The 14,864-nt window shown below is 62.2% G+C and carries 17 protein-coding genes; 13 read left to right on the top strand and 4 right to left on the bottom strand.

The genetic code is table 11. From position 1 onward, the window contains the following. Nucleotides 1-20 precede the first annotated feature (20 nt). The 13 genes from cobO to C4J83_RS21890 all read left to right on the top strand — a co-directional run bounded on the left by cobO (nt 21) and on the right by C4J83_RS21890 (nt 11,520). The gene (cobO, locus tag C4J83_RS21950; RefSeq protein ID WP_106576411.1) at nt 21-632 is read left to right on the top strand and encodes a cob(I)yrinic acid a,c-diamide adenosyltransferase; all 612 of its coding nucleotides are present in this window, start codon (nt 21-23) and stop codon (nt 630-632) included. Further along, a complete protein-coding gene (locus C4J83_RS21945) occupies nt 629-2,020 on the top strand; it encodes a cobyrinic acid a,c-diamide synthase CobB (RefSeq protein ID WP_124418188.1) in 1,392 nt (463 codons plus the stop codon). The genes cobO and C4J83_RS21945 overlap by 4 nt, the downstream gene beginning before the upstream one ends. Continuing rightward, nucleotides 2,017-2,667, top strand: coding sequence for a 5,6-dimethylbenzimidazole synthase (gene bluB / locus C4J83_RS21940; protein ID WP_124418187.1), 651 nt, complete (start codon nt 2,017-2,019; stop codon nt 2,665-2,667). The genes C4J83_RS21945 and bluB overlap by 4 nt, the downstream gene beginning before the upstream one ends. Beyond that, nucleotides 2,664-3,572 (top strand): adenosylcobinamide-phosphate synthase CbiB, encoded by a 909-nt coding sequence (gene cbiB, locus C4J83_RS21935; RefSeq protein ID WP_124418186.1) that lies wholly within the window; start codon nt 2,664-2,666, stop codon nt 3,570-3,572. The genes bluB and cbiB overlap by 4 nt, the downstream gene beginning before the upstream one ends. Next, entirely contained in the window at nt 3,565-4,554 is a 990-nt protein-coding gene (cobD, locus tag C4J83_RS21930) for a threonine-phosphate decarboxylase CobD (protein ID WP_124418185.1), read from the top strand. The genes cbiB and cobD overlap by 8 nt, the downstream gene beginning before the upstream one ends. Next, entirely contained in the window at nt 4,551-6,002 is a 1,452-nt protein-coding gene (locus C4J83_RS21925; RefSeq protein ID WP_124418184.1) for a cobyric acid synthase, read from the top strand. Before cobD ends, C4J83_RS21925 begins: the two co-directional genes overlap by 4 nt. Nucleotides 6,003-6,234: 232 nt before the next feature. Continuing rightward, nucleotides 6,235-6,756 (top strand): bifunctional adenosylcobinamide kinase/adenosylcobinamide-phosphate guanylyltransferase, encoded by a 522-nt coding sequence (gene cobU, locus C4J83_RS21920; RefSeq protein ID WP_124418183.1) that lies wholly within the window; start codon nt 6,235-6,237, stop codon nt 6,754-6,756. After that, nucleotides 6,753-7,808 carry a nicotinate-nucleotide--dimethylbenzimidazole phosphoribosyltransferase gene (gene cobT / locus C4J83_RS21915; protein WP_124418182.1) on the top strand — a complete coding sequence of 352 codons (1,056 nt, stop codon included), beginning with the start codon at nt 6,753-6,755 and terminating at the stop codon, nt 7,806-7,808. Before cobU ends, cobT begins: the two co-directional genes overlap by 4 nt. Further along, the gene (cobC, locus tag C4J83_RS21910) at nt 7,805-8,380 is read left to right on the top strand and encodes an alpha-ribazole phosphatase family protein (protein ID WP_124418181.1); all 576 of its coding nucleotides are present in this window, start codon (nt 7,805-7,807) and stop codon (nt 8,378-8,380) included. Before cobT ends, cobC begins: the two co-directional genes overlap by 4 nt. Nucleotides 8,381-8,382: 2 nt before the next feature. Beyond that, complete coding sequence (locus C4J83_RS21905) at nt 8,383-9,111, top strand: adenosylcobinamide-GDP ribazoletransferase (RefSeq protein WP_124418180.1); 729 nt, start codon at nt 8,383-8,385, stop codon at nt 9,109-9,111. 42 nt (nt 9,112-9,153) lie between these two features. Further along, complete coding sequence (locus C4J83_RS21900; RefSeq protein ID WP_106576421.1) at nt 9,154-9,558, top strand: MarR family winged helix-turn-helix transcriptional regulator; 405 nt, start codon at nt 9,154-9,156, stop codon at nt 9,556-9,558. A 54-nt stretch (nt 9,559-9,612) separates the two neighbouring features. Further along, complete coding sequence (locus C4J83_RS21895; RefSeq protein WP_124418179.1) at nt 9,613-10,821, top strand: MFS transporter; 1,209 nt, start codon at nt 9,613-9,615, stop codon at nt 10,819-10,821. 150 nt (nt 10,822-10,971) lie between these two features. After that, nucleotides 10,972-11,520, top strand: coding sequence for a glutathione peroxidase (locus C4J83_RS21890; RefSeq protein WP_106576423.1), 549 nt, complete (start codon nt 10,972-10,974; stop codon nt 11,518-11,520). Nucleotides 11,521-11,584: 64 nt separating this feature from the next. On the opposite strand, the gene C4J83_RS21885 is transcribed toward C4J83_RS21890, so the two are convergent. The 4 genes from C4J83_RS21885 to C4J83_RS21865 form a co-directional block, all read right to left on the bottom strand. Then, nucleotides 11,585-12,868, bottom strand: coding sequence for an OmpP1/FadL family transporter (locus C4J83_RS21885; RefSeq protein ID WP_106576424.1), 1,284 nt, complete (start codon nt 12,866-12,868; stop codon nt 11,585-11,587). 146 nt (nt 12,869-13,014) lie between these two features. Next, on the bottom strand, nt 13,015-13,497 hold the full coding sequence (locus C4J83_RS21880; protein ID WP_106576425.1) for a hypothetical protein: 483 nt from the start codon (nt 13,495-13,497) through the stop codon (nt 13,015-13,017). A 277-nt stretch (nt 13,498-13,774) separates the two neighbouring features. Next, on the bottom strand, nt 13,775-13,999 hold the full coding sequence (locus C4J83_RS21875; RefSeq protein WP_106576426.1) for a hypothetical protein: 225 nt from the start codon (nt 13,997-13,999) through the stop codon (nt 13,775-13,777). 443 nt (nt 14,000-14,442) lie between these two features. Further along, nucleotides 14,443-14,748, bottom strand: a complete 306-nt coding sequence (locus C4J83_RS21865) for a hypothetical protein (RefSeq protein ID WP_119742262.1) — start codon at nt 14,746-14,748, stop codon at nt 14,443-14,445. Between the last annotated feature and the right edge of the window lie 116 nt (nt 14,749-14,864).

Below are 14,864 nucleotides of genomic sequence, written 5' to 3'. Positions count from 1 at the left end.
AGCCCCAACGGAGAGCTGCCATGACCGATTCCCCCGACCGCGACGAACGCCACCTGGCGCGCATGCTGCGCAAAAAAGCCGTGATCGATGAACGCATCGCCAATTCCCCGAACGAATGCGGCTTGTTGCTGGTATTGACCGGCAACGGCAAAGGCAAAAGCAGCTCGGCGTTTGGCATGCTCGCCCGCGCCATGGGCCATGGCATGCAGTGCGGCGTGGTGCAGTTCATCAAGGGGCGCAACAGCACCGGCGAGGAGTTGTTCTTCCGTCGCTTCCCCGAGCAAGTGCGCTTTCACGTGATGGGCGAAGGCTTTACCTGGGAAACCCAGGACCGCCAGCGCGACATCGCCGCCGCCGAAGCCGCCTGGGCAGTTTCGCGCCAATTGCTGCAAGACCCGTCGATCGGCCTGGTCGTGCTGGATGAGCTGAACATCGCCCTCAAGCACGGCTACCTTGATCTGGACCAGGTACTCAGCGACCTGCAAGCCCGCCCGCCGATGCAGCACGTGGTGGTCACCGGCCGTGGCGCCAAGCCCGAGTTGATCGAAATGGGCGACACCGTCACCGAAATGGGCATGCTCAAGCACGCGTTCCAGGCCGGTATCAAGGCACAGAAGGGCGTCGAACTTTGAACCAGCCCCGTCATTGCCCGGCCGTACTGATCGCCGCACCGGCATCCGGCCAGGGCAAAACCACCGTCACCGCGGCGCTGGCGCGTTTGCACCGCAACCTGGGACGCAAGGTGCGCGTGTTCAAGTGCGGGCCGGACTTTCTCGACCCGATGATTCACGAGCGCGCCAGCGGTGCGCCGGTGTACCAGTTGGACATGTGGATGGTCGGCGAGCAGGAAAGTCGCCGTTTGCTGTGGGAAGCGGCGGGCGAAGCTGACCTGATCCTGATCGAAGGCGTGATGGGCCTGTTCGACGGCACGCCCTCCAGCGCCGACCTGGCGCGGCACTTTGGTGTGCCGGTGCTGGGCGTGATCGACGGCACCGCCATGGCCCAGACCTTCGGCGCGCTGGCCCTGGGCCTGGCGCGCTATCAGCCGGACCTGCCGTTCGCCGGTGTGCTGGCCAACCGCGTTGGCACCCTGCGCCATGCGCAATTGCTTGAAGGCAGCCTCACTGAAGGCCTGCGCTGGTACGGCGCGTTGTCGCGTGAAACCGGCATCGAGTTGCCCAGCCGCCACCTGGGCCTGGTGCAAGCCAGCGAATTGAATGACCTCGATATGCGCCTGGACGCCGCCGCCCATGCCCTGGGCAGCAGCTGCGAAGTCGCCGTGCCGCCACCGGTGACGTTCGCCGCGCCCGAAGTGATCGAGGCCGAGCCGCTGCTGGCGGGCGTGCGCATCGCCGTGGCCCGCGACGAAGCCTTTGCGTTTACCTACGGCGCCAGCCTCGACCTGCTGCGCGCGATGGGCGCCGAATTGCGCTTCTTCTCGCCGATTCACGATAGCCAATTGCCTGAGGCCGACAGCCTCTACCTGCCCGGTGGCTACCCGGAATTGCACCACCAGGCGCTGTCGGAAAACACCCCGATGCTTAACGCCATTCGCGCGCATCACGCGGCAGGCAAACCGTTGCTCGCCGAGTGCGGCGGCATGCTCTACCTGCTGGACTCGCTGACCGATGTCGACGGCACCCGTGCCGAATTGGTTGGCCTGCTGCAGGGCGACGCGGTGATGCAAAAGAAGCTGGCGGCGCTGGCTTTGCAAAGTGTCGAGTTGCCGGAAGGCGTGCTGCGCGGCCATACCTATCATCATTCGCTGACCAGCACCGAATGGGCGCCGATCGCCCGAGGCTTGAGCCCTAACGGCGGGCGTGGCGCCGAAGCGGTTTACAGGCAGGGGCGGATGACGGCTTCCTACGTGCACTTTTATTTCCCCTCCAATCCGGCGGCGGTGGCTGCATTGTTTGCGCCTGGCCCTGAGACCGCTATCGCGGGCAAGCCCGCTCCCACAACTGACCGAGTTGAAACTCAATCCAATGTGGGAGCGGGCTTGCTCGCGAAAAGGCCATGACGGACAACGCCTTCCCCCAAGCCGACCGCGACGCCGTCTACCGCGCTATCGCCGAACGCCGCGACATGCGCCACTTCACCGGCGGCAGCGTGGCCCCCGAGTTGCTGCAACGCCTGCTCCAGGCCGCACACCAGGCGCCCAGCGTCGGCTTGATGCAACCGTGGCGATTCATCCGAATCAGTGACCGCGCGCTGCGCGGCCAAATCCAACAGTTGGTGGAAGAAGAGCGCGTGCGCACCGCCGAGGCTCTGGGCCAGCGCTCCGACGACTTCATGAAGCTCAAGGTCGAAGGCATCCATGACTGCGCCGAAGTGCTGGTGGCCGCGCTGATGGATGATCGCGAGCGCCACATCTTTGGCCGGCGCACCTTGCCGGAAATGGACATGGCCTCGTTATCCTGTGCAATCCAGAACCTGTGGTTGGCCGCCCGCGTCGAAGGCCTTGGGATGGGCTGGGTTTCGTTGTTCGAACCCCAGGCCCTGGCCGACCTACTGCGGCTGCCGGCGGGTGCAAAGCCCTTGGCGGTGTTGTGCCTGGGCCCGGTGGCCGAGTTCTACCCGGCACCAATGTTGCAACTCGAAGGCTGGACCGAACCTCGGCCGCTGAGTGACATGGTGTATGAGAATGTGTGGGGAGTGAGTCAATGAGTGTGGCCTTGCTGTGTGTCGCTGCGGTGGCGCTGGATGCGCTGCTGGGCGAGCCCAGGCGCTGGCATCCGCTGGTGGCGTTCGGCAACTTTGCCGGGCGTATCGAGCAACGTTTCAACAGCGGCGGCCGCGGGTGGCGCAGCCATGGCGTGACCGCCTGGTTTATCGCGGTGGTGCCGCTGACGTTGCTGGCCACCGTGTTGTCGTGGGCGCCGTATATCGGCTGGGTGCTGGAGATTCTGGCGCTGTACATGGCGCTGGGCATGCGCAGCCTTGGCGAGCACGTGCTTCCAGTCGCCCAGGCGTTGCGCAGCGGTGACCTGGATGAAGCGCGTAAACGCGTGAGCTACCTCGTCAGCCGTCAGACCAGCGAACTGGACAGCACTGAAGTCGCGCGCGCTGCGACTGAATCGGTGCTCGAGAACGGCAGCGATGCGGTGTTCGCCGCGCTGTTCTGGTTTGTCGTGGCCGGCGTGCCCGGCGTGGTGCTTTATCGCCTGAGCAACACCCTTGATGCCATGTGGGGTTATCGCAACGAGCGCTTTGAGCGTTTCGGCTGGGCGGCGGCAAAAATCGACGATGTGCTCAACTACATTCCTGCGCGTCTGGTGGCGTTGACCTACGCGGTACTCGGCAAAACCCGCCTGGCGCTTAAATGCTGGCGCACCCAGGCGCCGACCTGGGACAGCCCCAACGCCGGGCCGGTGATGGCAGCCGGTGCGGGCGCTCTGGGTGTTGAATTGGGCGGGGCGGCGATTTATCACGGCGAGCTGCATCAGCGTGCGCAGTTGGGCGAAGGCCCAGCGGCCGATGCCGACGCCATCGAGCGTGGCTGGCAACTGGTGCAGCGCGGCGTATGGTTATGGCTGTTGATCCTGTGCGCGGGGGCGCAATTTTATGCTTGAGCACGGTGGCCGGCTGCGTAAGGCAGTGATTGAGTACGGGATTGCCGAGGCGGACTGGCTCGACCTGTCCAGCGGCCTGGCGCCCTGGCCGTGGCCGATTCCCGAGATTCCGTTGCGGGCCTGGGCGCGATTGCCGGAAACCGACGACGGCCTGGAAAAGGCCGCCAGCGAGTACTACGGCGCCGCCCACGTGTTGCCGGTGGCGGGTTCCCAGGCGGCGATTCAGTTGCTGCCGCGCTTGCGTCGCTCCGGCAAGGTCGGCGTGTTGTCGCCGTGTTATGCCGAACACGCCGAAGCCTGGCGCCGCGCCGGTTACGTGGTGCGTGAAGTGCAGGAGCAGGAAGTCGACTTTTTTCTCGACGGCCTCGACGTGCTGGTGGTGGTCAATCCGAATAACCCCACCGGCCTGAGTCTGCCGCCGCAGCGCCTGCTCGACTGGCACTCACGGCTGGCCCAGCGCGGCGGCTGGCTGGTGGTGGACGAAGCGTTCATGGACGTGACCCCGCAATTGAGCCTCGCCAGCCAGGCCCATCAAGTCGGCCTGATTGTGTTGCGCTCATTCGGCAAGTTCTTTGGCCTGGCCGGTGTGCGCCTGGGCTTTGTGCTGGCGGAACGCAAGCTGCTCAAGCTGTTGGCCGAACAGCTTGGCCCGTGGGCAGTCAGTGGGCCGACGCGGGTGCTTGGCCAGGTGTGCCTGCGCGATACGACCGGGCATGCCGAGCAGCGTCATCGCTGTATCGAAGCCGGCCAGCGCTTGTTCGCGCTGCTTGAGCGGCACGGCTTTGAGCCCCAGGGCGGCTGCGCGTTGTTCCAATGGCTGATCACCCCGCACGCCGAACGCCTGCACGAATTCATGGCCCAACGCGGCATCCTGCTGCGCCTGTTTGTCCACGACAGCAGCCTGCGCTTTGGTCTGCCCGACACTGAGGCCGATTGGTTGCGACTCGACGAGGCCCTGGCCGCTTACAAGGACGCCGCATGAGTACGTTGATGGTGCAAGGCACCACGTCTGACGCCGGTAAAAGCACGCTGGTGACCGCGCTGTGCCGTTGGTTGGTACGCCAAGGCATTGGCGTGGTGCCGTTCAAACCACAGAACATGGCACTCAACAGCGCCGTCACCGCTGAGGGCGGCGAAATCGGCCGCGCCCAGGCCGTGCAGGCCCAGGCCGCCAATCTGGCACCGCACACCGACATGAACCCGGTGCTGCTCAAGCCCAACAGTGACACCGGCTCCCAAGTGATTATCCATGGCCGTGCCGTGACCAGCATGAACGCCGTGGCCTATCACGACTACAAGGCCATCGCGATGCAGGCGGTGCTCGCCTCTCATGCACGGTTGAGCGAGGTCTACCCGGTGGTGATGGTGGAAGGCGCGGGCTCCCCGGCGGAGATTAATCTGCGCGCCAATGACATCGCCAATATGGGCTTCGCCGAGGCGGTGGACTGCCCGGTGTTGTTGATCGCCGATATCAATCGCGGCGGCGTGTTTGCGCATCTGGTCGGCACCCTCCAATTGCTGTCGCCGACCGAGCAGGCACGGGTCAAAGGCTTCATTATCAATCGCTTTCGCGGTGATATCGCGCTGTTGCAGCCGGGGCTCGATTGGCTCGAAGCGCGCACCGGCAAGCCGGTGGTGGGCGTGCTGCCCTACGTGATGGACCTGCACCTGGAAGCCGAAGACGGCATTGACCGGCGTCAGATCGACAAGGCCGCCCAGGTACTCAAGGTGGTGGTACCGGTGTTGCCGCGCATCAGCAACCACACGGATTTTGACCCGCTGCGTTTACATCCCCAGGTGGATTTACAGTTTATCGGCCCAGGCCAGGCCATTCCGGCTGCCGACCTGATTATCCTGCCGGGCTCCAAAAGCGTGCGCAGCGATCTGGCCTATTTGCGCGCCAACGGCTGGGACACTGCCATTGCGCGGCACTTGCGCTATGGCGGCAAGGTGCTGGGGATTTGCGGCGGCCTGCAGATGCTCGGCGAGCAGGTGCATGACCCGCTCGGCCTGGAAGGCTTGGCCGGTTCCAGCGAGGCTCTCGGGTTGCTGGCGTTCAGCACGACGCTGGAACAAGAGAAACAATTGCGCAATGTGCGCGGACGGTTGCTGCTGGAGGACGCCGAGGTCAGTGGTTATGAAATCCATGCCGGCGTGACCTCCGGAAGTGCCTTGTTGAACGCTGCCGTGCTGTTGGATGACGGCCGCCGTGACGGTGTCCTGAGTGAGGACGGTCAGATTCTTGGCACCTATCTGCACGGCGTGTTCGAAACCCCGGCGGCGTGCAGTGCGTTACTGCGTTGGGCCGGGCTGCAGGATGTGCAAGAGGTGGATTATCACGCCCTGCGCGAACGCGACATTGAGCGCCTCGCGGACTTGGTGGAGAACCATCTGGACACCGAACTGTTGCGCAAGCTATGCGGGATCTGACGGTGCACACCCAATCCCCCAGCAGGTGCCGGCTCGCCTGCGAGGGCGCCCGGCCAGCCAACCCCGGTTCAACTGTGGCACCGCTTCTTAAAGGTGGGAGCGGGCTGGCTCGCGAATGCGGTGCTTGGGTGACAAATCGGCGGGCTGACACACCGCGTTTGCGAGCAAGCCCGCTCCCACACGGGCCAGTGCCCGCCTCACACAGTCAGCCGGCCAACACAGGTGCCTTCCCATGTATCAACTGATCCTCGGCGGCGCCCGTTCCGGCAAGAGCCGCCTCGCCGAAAAGCTGGCGAGTGACTGTGGCTTGCATGTTCTCTATATCGCCACCAGCCAGCCGCTGGACGGCGAGATGAACGAGCGCGTCGCACTGCATCGCCAGCGCCGTCCCGATCACTGGGGGCTGATCGAAGAACCCATCGAGCTGGCGCGTGTATTGCGCGAAAGCGCCGCCGCCGACCGCTGCCTGCTGGTGGATTGCCTGACCCTGTGGCTCACCAATTTGTTGATGCTGGAGAACCCGGCACGCCTGGCGTTCGAGCGCGATCAACTGCTGCAAACCCTGGTCTCGCTGCCGGGTGAAATCATTTTTGTCAGCAACGAAACCGGAATGGGTGTCGTGCCGCTGGGCGAATTGACTCGCCGCTATGTGGATGAAGCCGGTTGGCTGCATCAAGCCTTGGCCGAGCGGTGTCAGCGTGTGGTCCTGACCGTCGCCGGCCTGCCCCTGACTTTGAAAGGTACTGCGTTATGACTGACTCCTGGTGGCTCAACCCCTGCAAGGCCGTCGACACTTCGGCGCATGAACACGCGCTGGCTCGTCAGCAGCAACTGACCAAGCCAGCCGGCTCGCTCGGCCAGCTCGAAGCCATAGCGGTGCAATTGGCCGGCTTGCAGGGGCAGGTCAAACCTGCGGTGGATCAGGTGTGGATCGCCATCTTTGCCGGTGACCACGGCGTGGTTGCAGAAGGCGTATCGGCATTTCCACAGGAAGTGACCGGCCAGATGTTGCACAACTTTGTCACCGGTGGCGCGGCCATCAGCGTATTGGCGCGGCAGTTGAATGCGCAGCTGGAAGTGGTCGACCTCGGGACCGTCACGCCGTCGTTGGATCTGCCGGGTGTGCGTCATTTGAATATCGGCGCCGGCACGGCCAATTTCGTCAACGGCCCGGCGATGACCGCAGCGCAAGGGCGACTTGCCCTGCACGCCGGGCGTGACAGTGCGCACCGTGCGTTGCAAAGCGGCGCGCAGCTGTTTATCGGCGGCGAGATGGGCATCGGCAATACCACCGCCGCCAGTGCCTTGGCGTGCGCGTTGCTCGATTGCCAGGTGAGCGACCTGACCGGCCCGGGCACCGGCTTGAACGCCCAGGGCGTCAGCCACAAAGTGGCGGTGATTGAACGCGCGCTGGCCTTGCATGCAGCGCAACGTGACGACGCGTTGAACACGTTGTTCAACCTGGGTGGTTTCGAAATTGCCGCGTTGGTGGGGGCTTATCTGGCCTGCGCCCAGGAAGGCATCGTGGTGCTGGTGGACGGGTTTATCTGCACGGTCGCGGCGCTGGTGGCTACACGCCTGAATCCGGCGAGCCGTGAGTGGTTGGTGTTCGGCCACCGCGGCGCTGAGCCCGGTCATCGTCATGTGCTGCACAGCCTTGACGCGCAACCGCTGCTGGAACTGGGCCTGCGCCTGGGTGAGGGCAGCGGTGCGGCGCTGGCGGTGCCGTTGTTGCGCCTGGCCTGCGCGCTGCACGGGCAGATGGCGACGTTCGCCGAAGCCGCCGTGGCAGACCGCCCGGCATGACCTTGCACCTGGACCTGCTGCGCCACGGCGAAACCGAACTGGGCGGCGGCCTGCGCGGCAGCCTGGACGACGCGCTCACCGCCAAAGGCTGGGAGCAGATGCGTGCCGCCGTGGCAGAGCAGGGGCCGTGGGACCGGTTGGTCAGTTCGCCGCTGCAACGCTGTGCGCTGTTCGCCCACGAGCTGGGCGCACGGCTGTGGGTGCCGGTGAGCTTGGAAAAGGATCTGCAGGAGCTGCACTTCGGCGCCTGGGAAGGGCAGAGCGCGGCGGCGCTGATGGAAACCGATGCCGAAGGCTTGGGCCGGTTCTGGGCCGATCCTTACAGCTTTACACCGCCTGAAGGCGAGCGCGTCAGCGACTTTTCGGCACGCGTTCTCGGCGCCGTCTCACGCTTGCATCAGGCATATGCCACACAGCGCGTGCTGTTGATCAGCCACGGTGGCGTGATGCGGCTGCTGCTGGCGCAGGCGCGCGGTTTGCCGCGTGAGCAGCTACTGAATGTCGAGGTCGGCCATGGTGGGCTGTTCAGCCTGCAGGTGACGGCCGATGGTGTGCTGAAGGAAGGAGTCTGAAGATGCTGGCGTTCTGGATCGCCCTGCAATTTCTCAGCAGCCTGCCGATTCGCCTGCCCGGCATGCCGCAGCCTCAGGAATTGGGGCGTTCGTTGCTGTTTTACCCGGTGGTGGGGTTGCTGTTCGGGCTGCTGTTGTGGGCCCTGAACACAGCCCTGATGGGCGCACCGTTATTGCTGCATGCTGCGCTGGTGCTGACCGCCTGGGTGTTGCTCAGTGGTGGCTTGCATCTGGACGGCCTGGCGGACAGCGCCGATGCCTGGCTTGGTGGCTTTGGCGACCGCGAGCGCACGCTGACCATCATGAAAGACCCGCGTAGCGGGCCGATTGCCGTGGTCACTCTGGGGCTGGTGTTGTTGCTCAAATTCACCGCACTGGTGGCCTTGATCGAGCAGCACAACGGCACGGCGCTGATTCTGGCGCCGCTGATCGGGCGTGCGTCGATGCTCGCGCTGTTCCTTACCACGCGTTACGTTCGTGCAGGCGGTTTGGGCCAGGCACTGTCGGATCATTTACCCAGGATCGTCGGCCAACAGGTGCTGATCCTCAGCGGTCTGGCCTGCGTCCTGATCGGCGGTTTCAGTGGCGGGATCGCTGTTTTACTCGCTGCGCTGTGCTTTATCGGGCTGCGTCAGTTGATGGTCAACCGGCTGGGTGGCACCACGGGTGACACGGCCGGCGCATTGTTGGAGTTGCTGGAAGTCGCGGTTTTGGTCGGCTTGGCGCTGTAACACTTTCTTGCATTTTCACAATCGCGGGTATATACACGCTCCATGCTTGCCTCCCAATGTTTATGCACCAACCTGCGACGTGCCGCCCGTGGCGTCAGCAGGCATTACGACGGCGCTCTCGACGGCTTCGGGATCAACGTTGCCCAGTATTCTTTGCTGTGTAACCTGCAGCGCCTCGATCAACCGAGCATTTCCAGCCTGGCCGAAGCCATGGGCCTGGACCGCAGTACCCTGGGGCGCAACCTGCGGGTATTGGAGGGCGAGGGCTTGGTGCAGTTGGTCGAGGGCGATGACCTGCGTAACCGCTTGGTGGTGTTGACCGTCGCCGGCGAAGAACGCCTGGCTGCCGCGTTGCCGGCTTGGGAGGCGGCGCAGCAGAAATTGATAGATCAGTTGGGCGCCGAAAAGCGCGAAACCTTGTTGGCCTTGCTGGACGAACTCGCCTGAGCGCGGGTTTGTTCGACTACAAGCGGGTATATACCCGCGAGCGGAGAATAAGAAATGACCTCGATGTGGCGCACCAGTGGCTGGGTTCTTGTGGGGAGTGCGCTGATCCTGGCGTTGTCGTTGGGCGTGCGGCACGGCTTTGGTCTGTTCCTGACGCCGATGAGCATGGAATTTGGCTGGGGCCGTGAGACCTTTGCCTTCGCCATCGCCCTGCAAAACCTGATCTGGGGCCTGGCACAGCCGTTTACCGGCGCCTTGGCCGACCGCTTCGGCGCGACCAAGGCGGTGTTTGTCGGTGGGGTGCTGTACGCCGTGGGGCTGGTGTTGATGGGCATGTCGGATTCGGCGTGGTCGCTGTCGCTCAGTGCGGGTTTGCTGATTGGGATTGGCCTGTCGGGCACTTCGTTCTCGGTGATTCTCGGTGTGGTCGGCCGCGCAGTGCCGCCGGAAAAACGCAGCATGGCCATGGGCATTGCCAGCGCCGCAGGTTCGTTCGGCCAGTTTGCGATGGTGCCGGGCACTTTGGGCCTGATCGGCTGGCTGGGCTGGTCGGCCGCCTTGTTGGCGTTGGGCCTGATGGTGGCGCTGATCCTGCCGTTGGTGGCGATGCTCAAGGACAAGCCGCTGCCGGCGATGGTCGGCCAGCAAACCCTGCGTGAAGCCCTGAAAGAGGCCTGCTCGCACTCCGGCTTCTGGCTGCTGGCCTTCGGCTTTTTTGTCTGCGGTTTCCAGGTGGTGTTTATCGGCGTGCACTTGCCGGCGTACCTGGTGGACCAGCATCTGCCGGCCACGGTGGGTACCACGGTGCTGGCGTTGATCGGCCTGTTTAACGTGTTTGGCACCTACACCGCTGGCTGGCTCGGCGGGCGCATGTCCAAGCCGCGGTTGCTCACCGCCCTGTACCTGTTGCGCGCGGTGGTGATTGTGCTGTTCCTGTGGGCGCCGGTGACCGAAATCACGGCTTACCTGTTCGGCATGGCCATGGGCTTTTTGTGGCTGTCCACCGTGCCGCTGACCAACGGCACTGTCGCGACGCTGTTCGGCGTGCGAAACCTCTCGATGCTCGGTGGGATTGTGTTTCTGTTCCACCAACTCGGTTCGTTCCTCGGGGGCTGGCTGGGCGGGGTGGTCTATGATCGAACCGGCAACTACGATTTGATCTGGCAGGTGGCGATTCTGTTGAGCCTGCTCGCTGCGGCCCTCAACTGGCCGGTGCGCGAGCGGCCGGTGGCGCGCTTGCAGGCGCAGATGGAGGCGGCATGAGTTTGACGGCAAGAGGGTTGGTGATCTCGGCAGGCCTGGTGCTGTTGCTGCTGGCCTGGTGGGGCTGGCAGCATGGCGGGCTGGCATTGATGCAACTGGGTATGTCGATCTGTTAAGTTCTGTGTCTGATCTGACTCAAGGACTTTCGACATGCTGATGCGCTGGCTCGCTGTACCCGTCCTGATGGCTGTAGGCAGTGTGGCCGTGGCCGCCAGCTGTCCGCCCTTGCTGGAGGGGCAATTGCCCAAGTTACGGGCCAAGGAATCCATCGATTTGTGCCAGCGCTTTGCCGGCAAACCCCTGGTCATCGTCAATACCGCGAGCTTTTGTGGTTTCGCGCCGCAATTCAAGGGCCTCGAAGCGTTGTATCAGCGCTACAAGAGCCAGGGTCTTGAAGTGATCGGCGTGCCGTCCGATGACTTCAAGCAGGAAGCCAAGACCGGTGAAGAGACCGCCAAAGTCTGCTACGTGAATTACGGCGTGACCTTCACGATGACCGAGCCGCAGACGGTCAAGGGGCCGGATGCGGTGCACCTGTTCAAGATTCTGGCGCAGCAGACCAGCGCGCCGAAGTGGAATTTCTATAAGTACGTGGTGGATCGCCAGGGTAAGGTGATTGCCAACTTTTCCAGTTTGACCAAGCCGGACAGCCCGGACCTGATCAAGGCGGTGGAGGCTGCACTGGCCTCGAAGCCCTGATCGCAGGTCATTAAAAAGCCCCGCCTCCTGTGCAGGAGAGCGGGGCTTTTTTATACGCGTTGGATCAGAACTTGTACGTCACGCCCAGGCCGAAGCCGTTGGCGCTGTTTTCGTACTTGGCGCTGTAGGACGAACCCAGCGCGTTGGCCTTGTTGACCTTGACTGGCTCTTCCTTCAGGTAGGAGTAAGCCACGTCGACGATCATGTTCGGCATTACTTCGTAGCCCAGGCCAACACTGAAAATGGTCCGGTCGCCGGTAGGGATGCGTGGCGAACGGTCAGTGTTGTTGGTTGGCGACTGGTCGAAAGTCAGGCCGGTACGCAGTACCACTTGTTTGGTGACTTGGTACGAAGTACCCAAGGCATAGGCCCAGGTGTCATGCCAGTTCTGTGGCTCGCTGATGGTACCCACGATCTGCGGAGCGGCAAGGCCGCCAGCTCGGGTAACGCCCTGGTTGTCGACAGTGATGTCTTTCAGGCGGCTCCAGCGAGTCCAGGTGGAACCGGCGTAGAGTTTCCAGGCATCGCTCAGGTCCTGTGTCACGGACAGGTCGTAAGACTCTGGCGTATCAATGCTCAACGACGCATCGTAGCGGCCGCTTGCCAGCAGTGGAGCCGTCGGGGTCGGTGCCGTGACTTCGGTGTGGCCATCAAGCTTGTAGCTGACTTTGGAGTGGTAAGTCAGGCCCACGCGCGTGGTATCGGTGGCTTGTACCAGCACGCCGACGTTGAAGCCAACAGCCGTATCGTCACCTTTGATTGTGACGTTGCTATTCGGGACGGCAGGGTTGGTCGACAGGGCCAGCTCCGATTCCAGCTTGCCGGAAATACGGTTGATGGTCGGGCCGAAACCGATGGAAACCCGGTCGTTGAAGGCGTAGCTGACGGTTGGCTGCAAGGTGATAACCGACACTTTGCTGTAGCTGCCGAACGAGCGACCCTGGAAGCCCCTCTCATAATCGGTCACCAGGCCGAAAGGTGCATAGACACCAACGCCGACGGCCCACTGATCATTGAGTTTGTTGGTGTAGAAACCAAACGGGACCGCCGTGAATGGCACCATGTCGCCTTTGTTGCTGCCGAAAGAACGGCCGCTGGCGTTTTTGATGTCAGTCGAGGCATCGATAGCGGCAACACCACCCGTAATCTGCTGGCCTTCGAGGCGAGCCATACCGGCAGGGTTACCGTAGACAGTGCTGGCGTTATCGGCAGAAGAAGAGCGGCCTGCGAAACCCGTACCCATTCCGGCGACGTCTTGTTCGTTCAGGGCAAAGCCGCTTGCGAACAGTTGGGAGGATGCCATGGCAACGGTGAGGCTAAGTGTGGTCTTGAGCATTACTTTTTTCATTATTAGAACTCCGTGGTGATCACCGCTGCGGAAAGTAACAATAAATTTAAGTTAGCGCTATAGGCTGTAATGTCGGAGATAGAGCGGTTTTGTAGGACAATCCGACCAGATTCGAAGGTTTTAGCCGAATCTTGCAAAACGCCTGATCAACATATGGCCTGATTCATGGGTAAAACACAGGTTTGCCAGGCTTGGGTGAAATCCCGCAGCCGACCTTGAGGGTGAAATATTTCTTTCCAGATACGCGCCATGGCCAGTACGTCACCCGGTGGCGGCAGGGCAGGACGATGCTGTTCTACCAGCAGCCAGGCGATGGCGGTGGCGTAGCGCAGGTTGACGGTCAGCTCAAGCTGGGGCGCGCTGAGGAAGGCATGTTGACTGGCCAGCCCACGTACCAGGCTGGCGCGCTCGGGGTCCTGGGCGAGGTAATCGTCCCACAGCGCGCGATGACGAGGTTCGGTGATGCTGTACAGGCCGTGGCCGCGCCGATCATGCAGGGCGGAGCCGAGTTCCGATTGGCTGGCGGCAATGCCCAGCAACAGGGATTCGGCTGTCGGGTTATGGCGGCCGAGGTAAATCAACGTCGGCCTGATCACATAACGACACAATTCGCTGGCGGCGATACCCATACGAGCCTCAGTCCATGAAAGTGGTCGACGAAGCCTGAGAGGGAGCTTGGCAGCAGTGAATCGGACCTCAGGCTCGTCGCAAGCGGATCATGCCGCTTAAGTTGAAGTGTAGTGTCATATTTGTGATGTAAAGGACTGTTTTTAAAACATCTTCTTCATTTAGTTATAACGTTTATACCTATTCGAACTTAGTGCAAGTACTCAAAAGCCGAATTTTGGGCAATAAAAAACCCTGCGTTTCAAGCAGGGTTTTTTGGGTTTCAGCGACTCGGGTCGATCAGGCAATCAATGCCTGACGGGTACGCTCGATCACGGCCTGCAGCGGCTCTGCGCTGGAGTATTGATCGGGGTACAGGCGTTCGCTGTGACGAGCGATGCCGTGTTCGTTGACCAGGGTGAAGCTGAAGCAGCCTTTGCGAGCGGCCATGATCAGGCAGTTCATTGGTGCAAAAGCGTTGGTGAGGGTGCGAATGGCATCCTGAGTGTGGATTTGAGCGGACATATTATTGGTGTTCCTACAAATGACACGGTTAAGAACCGTGCAACGTTAAAACGTTCCAGTAACGTTGATCACCATTGATCAAACGAAGAACCCGACTGGAACAAAGCAGCCAGTTTGAAGCGCTAATAAGTTAGGCGCGCTTGGGCTGGCAGGTAGGTACTTAGGAGGGCAGGCAACACAACAGGGGCAAAGGTTCTGGGCCCGGGGTGAAGATCCTGATCAATTTGCAGGCTGGTTCGGTCAGAGTATTGAAACTTCGCGACACCCTTTGCTTGTTCAAAGGCAGTGTCGTCGCAAGGAATACCTGGAAACCATCGAGGTGGTCGATCCCGTGTTGTTCAGGGGAGTTGTTCGACCAGAATTGACTTTCAGCTTGGTACTAACGCCGCGGATAGTAACGGATTGAAACACGGAAGGGAAGTGTGCTAGCCAAAAAACTTCATTCAACTGCCCAACAAACCGCGGTAGACCAGCACGGTAGCCGCCGCGGCCAGTGAGCAGCCGAGCCCGTAGGCCGCCAGGGTCAAGCGCCAGGACCGCCCGGTCTCGATCACGTTCATTACCTCGCGCATGTCGTTGATTCTGCCTTCACCCAACTCTATGCACAGCGTTACGGCAGTAAACGCGGCTGATACCAGGATGGCGATGGCAAACAGCGCACCGTCGGGGGAGGGCAGCGCGGCATTGACCGCCAATGAGGTTACACAGATGGCCAGCAGCAACACGGCGAATAAGAGGATTCCTTTCATCGAGCCTTAGGAGGTTGCGTGGGGGAGTCGGTCAGTGTGGCGAGCCGGCGCGGATTTGAAAAGTGCCTGGCTTGGCCTGTCGGTAACATTTTTCGGACGTGTCGAAGCAAAAAACC

The organism is Pseudomonas sp. LBUM920 (assembly GCF_003852315.1).
In the GTDB taxonomy this organism is placed as follows: Bacteria; Pseudomonadota; Gammaproteobacteria; order Pseudomonadales; family Pseudomonadaceae; genus Aquipseudomonas.
The sequence above is the reverse complement of the archived record's forward strand: the minus strand, read 5'-3'. Positions and strand labels throughout refer to the sequence as shown.

Excerpts from the sequence above, each read along its gene's own strand:
- C4J83_RS21885 (WP_106576424.1), bottom strand. The coding sequence starts at position 12,868 with ATGAAAAAAGTAATGCTCAAGACCACACTTAGCCTCACCGTTGCCATG.
- C4J83_RS21925 (WP_124418184.1), top strand. The coding sequence starts at position 4,551 with ATGAGTACGTTGATGGTGCAAGGCACCACGTCTGACGCCGGTAAAAGC.
- C4J83_RS21865 (WP_119742262.1), bottom strand. The coding sequence starts at position 14,748 with ATGAAAGGAATCCTCTTATTCGCCGTGTTGCTGCTGGCCATCTGTGTA.
- C4J83_RS21905 (WP_124418180.1), top strand. The coding sequence starts at position 8,383 with ATGCTGGCGTTCTGGATCGCCCTGCAATTTCTCAGCAGCCTGCCGATT.
- cobD (WP_124418185.1), top strand. The coding sequence starts at position 3,565 with ATGCTTGAGCACGGTGGCCGGCTGCGTAAGGCAGTGATTGAGTACGGG.
- cobC (WP_124418181.1), top strand. The coding sequence starts at position 7,805 with ATGACCTTGCACCTGGACCTGCTGCGCCACGGCGAAACCGAACTGGGC.
- cobT (WP_124418182.1), top strand. The coding sequence starts at position 6,753 with ATGACTGACTCCTGGTGGCTCAACCCCTGCAAGGCCGTCGACACTTCG.
- C4J83_RS21880 (WP_106576425.1), bottom strand. The coding sequence starts at position 13,497 with ATGGGTATCGCCGCCAGCGAATTGTGTCGTTATGTGATCAGGCCGACG.
- bluB (WP_124418187.1), top strand. The coding sequence starts at position 2,017 with ATGACGGACAACGCCTTCCCCCAAGCCGACCGCGACGCCGTCTACCGC.
- C4J83_RS21875 (WP_106576426.1), bottom strand. The coding sequence starts at position 13,999 with ATGTCCGCTCAAATCCACACTCAGGATGCCATTCGCACCCTCACCAAC.
- cobU (WP_124418183.1), top strand. The coding sequence starts at position 6,235 with ATGTATCAACTGATCCTCGGCGGCGCCCGTTCCGGCAAGAGCCGCCTC.
- cbiB (WP_124418186.1), top strand. The coding sequence starts at position 2,664 with ATGAGTGTGGCCTTGCTGTGTGTCGCTGCGGTGGCGCTGGATGCGCTG.
- C4J83_RS21900 (WP_106576421.1), top strand. The coding sequence starts at position 9,154 with ATGCTTGCCTCCCAATGTTTATGCACCAACCTGCGACGTGCCGCCCGT.
- C4J83_RS21890 (WP_106576423.1), top strand. The coding sequence starts at position 10,972 with ATGCTGATGCGCTGGCTCGCTGTACCCGTCCTGATGGCTGTAGGCAGT.
- cobO (WP_106576411.1), top strand. The coding sequence starts at position 21 with ATGACCGATTCCCCCGACCGCGACGAACGCCACCTGGCGCGCATGCTG.
- C4J83_RS21895 (WP_124418179.1), top strand. The coding sequence starts at position 9,613 with ATGACCTCGATGTGGCGCACCAGTGGCTGGGTTCTTGTGGGGAGTGCG.